Raw genomic sequence first — 1,819 nt, 5'->3', positions numbered from 1 at the left:
CGGCGCGCCACAGCAGCAACAGCCCCAGCACCAGCACCCCGAGATGACTGAGCAGGGTGACCTTCTCGACCTGTCCGAGCACATCACGCCCCGCCCAGTCGAGCAGACCCGCCCCGAGGCCGACCAGCACCAGCGCACTGACGCCCTGCAGCAAGGCCGCCAGCAACGACAGCCACAGCGCACGGCGCCGAACGATGGGCTGGCTGACCAGCAGCGTACTGATGACGACCTTGCCATGCCCGGGGCCCGCGGCATGCAGCACGCCATAGGCGAAGGACAGCCCGATCAGCGCCCAGGGCGTGCCGGGATGGGCGGCAAGCTCACTCATGGCGTGCCCCAGCGAGCGCTGGAAACGCGATTGCTCGGCAAAGACCCACCCCAGCGCCTCGCCCCAGCCCTGCACCAGGCCTGGCCAGAGCGCCATGCCCAGCACAAGCAGCCCGCAGCCGACCGCCAGCCAGCCGGCCAGTCGCCGCCCCCGCGACGAGGCCGGCTTCAGCAGGCCATCACGCATGCCCTTGAGGCTCTTGATATCGCCAAGCCCGCTGGTGTCCTTCGGCTCACTGCTCATCAGCCACCTCACAGCTGACACTGCCGACCTCGGCGAAGTACTGGCCGAGATCCATCGGTGCGGTGGCGTTGATATCCAGCATCGAGGCCTCGGCGACCTTGGACGGGTCCGGGTCGGCCGGCGTGATGCCCGGCGTGCAGCTCAGCGCCGAGTCCTGCCCTTCCAGCCCGCTCACCACCAGCCCTTGCTGCACGGCGATGGCATCCGGGTCATGCAGAATCTCGATGTAATAGGTGGGGTCATAGATGCGATAACTGAGGGTGTGGCCAGCCATCGCCACCGGCTCGGCCAGCGGCAGCTCCATCTGGAAGGCGACACGCTCACCCTTGAGCCAGGTGGTCTGGCGCGTCGCCTTGCCAAGCGCCACGGGTTCGCCGTCCAGCGTGACATGGGTGTAGTAATCGAACTGCGACAGATTGGCCAGAATCTCGCTGCCCAGCACATCGAGGCGCTGCTCCATGCTGGTATCGTCCTCGAGCGCGGCCAGCTCCTGACGCAGCGTCAGACTGTAGAAGGGGTCGAGCAGCCAATACTGGCGCATCGCGACGGCCCGCCCCTGGTCATCGAGGCGCAGCGTCACCCGCAGATCGACCCAGCCGTGCGGATGCGCGGCGGCGGGCTGACTGGCCACCAGGGTGCCCAGCATCAACAACGGTGTCAGCCAGACTGCGGGGCGCAGGCTGTGACGAGACGGGAAACGCGCCAGCGCGGACGACAGCGCCGCCACCAGGCGATGAACAGCAACAGACATCGGGAAACTCCGGCAGAACGTCACGGGGACGACAGGAAGGGATTGGCAGGATGTTACTTCATGACAAAACGGGCGGCATCCCGACGCGGCCCGAGGACATCTTCGACAGGCTTTGATGGCGGTCAGTTCGCCGAATCATCATGGCCATGGCGAAAGTCTTCTCGGCGCAGCCCGTATTTGTGCATCTTGAGATTGAGCGTACGCCGCGGCAGCGCCAGCTCTTCCAGCACCTGAGCGATGTTGCCGCGTGCACGGGTCAAGGCGGCGCGAATCAAGGTCGACTCGAACATCGCCACCTGTGCCGCCAGCCCATGCTCCTCGCTGCTCGCCAGCGCCTCGTCGCTCACGCCATTGCCGACCTCGCCTGCGTCCTGCTCCGCTGAGGCACTGCCTGGTACGGATGACTGCCGCGTCATGGGCGATTCCCCCAGCACCACGCGGCGACTGGCGGCCTGGCGCAGCTGCCACAGATTGCCCGGCCAGTCCGCCGCCATCAA

3 protein-coding genes are annotated in these 1,819 nt (G+C 66.8%); all 3 read right to left on the bottom strand.

Going from position 1 to position 1,819, the window contains the following annotated elements; translation table 11 throughout:
* The coding region (locus tag AC4FAH_RS08540) for a HoxN/HupN/NixA family nickel/cobalt transporter (protein ID WP_490245898.1) at nucleotides 1–571 on the bottom strand (571 nt) is incomplete at its 3' end.
* Nucleotides 561–1,322, bottom strand: a complete 762-nt coding sequence (locus AC4FAH_RS08535; protein WP_084589350.1) for a DUF1007 family protein — start codon at nucleotides 1,320–1,322, stop codon at nucleotides 561–563. The genes AC4FAH_RS08540 and AC4FAH_RS08535, both read right to left, overlap by 11 nt.
* Nucleotides 1,323–1,444: 122 nt before the next feature.
* Nucleotides 1,445–1,819, bottom strand: a 375-nt coding sequence (locus tag AC4FAH_RS08530) for a helix-turn-helix domain-containing protein (RefSeq protein ID WP_490245897.1), incomplete at its 5' end; no start/stop codon positions are given.

The organism is Cobetia sp., from assembly GCF_983723665.1.
The sequence above is the reverse complement of the archived record's forward strand: the minus strand, read 5'-3'. Positions and strand labels throughout refer to the sequence as shown.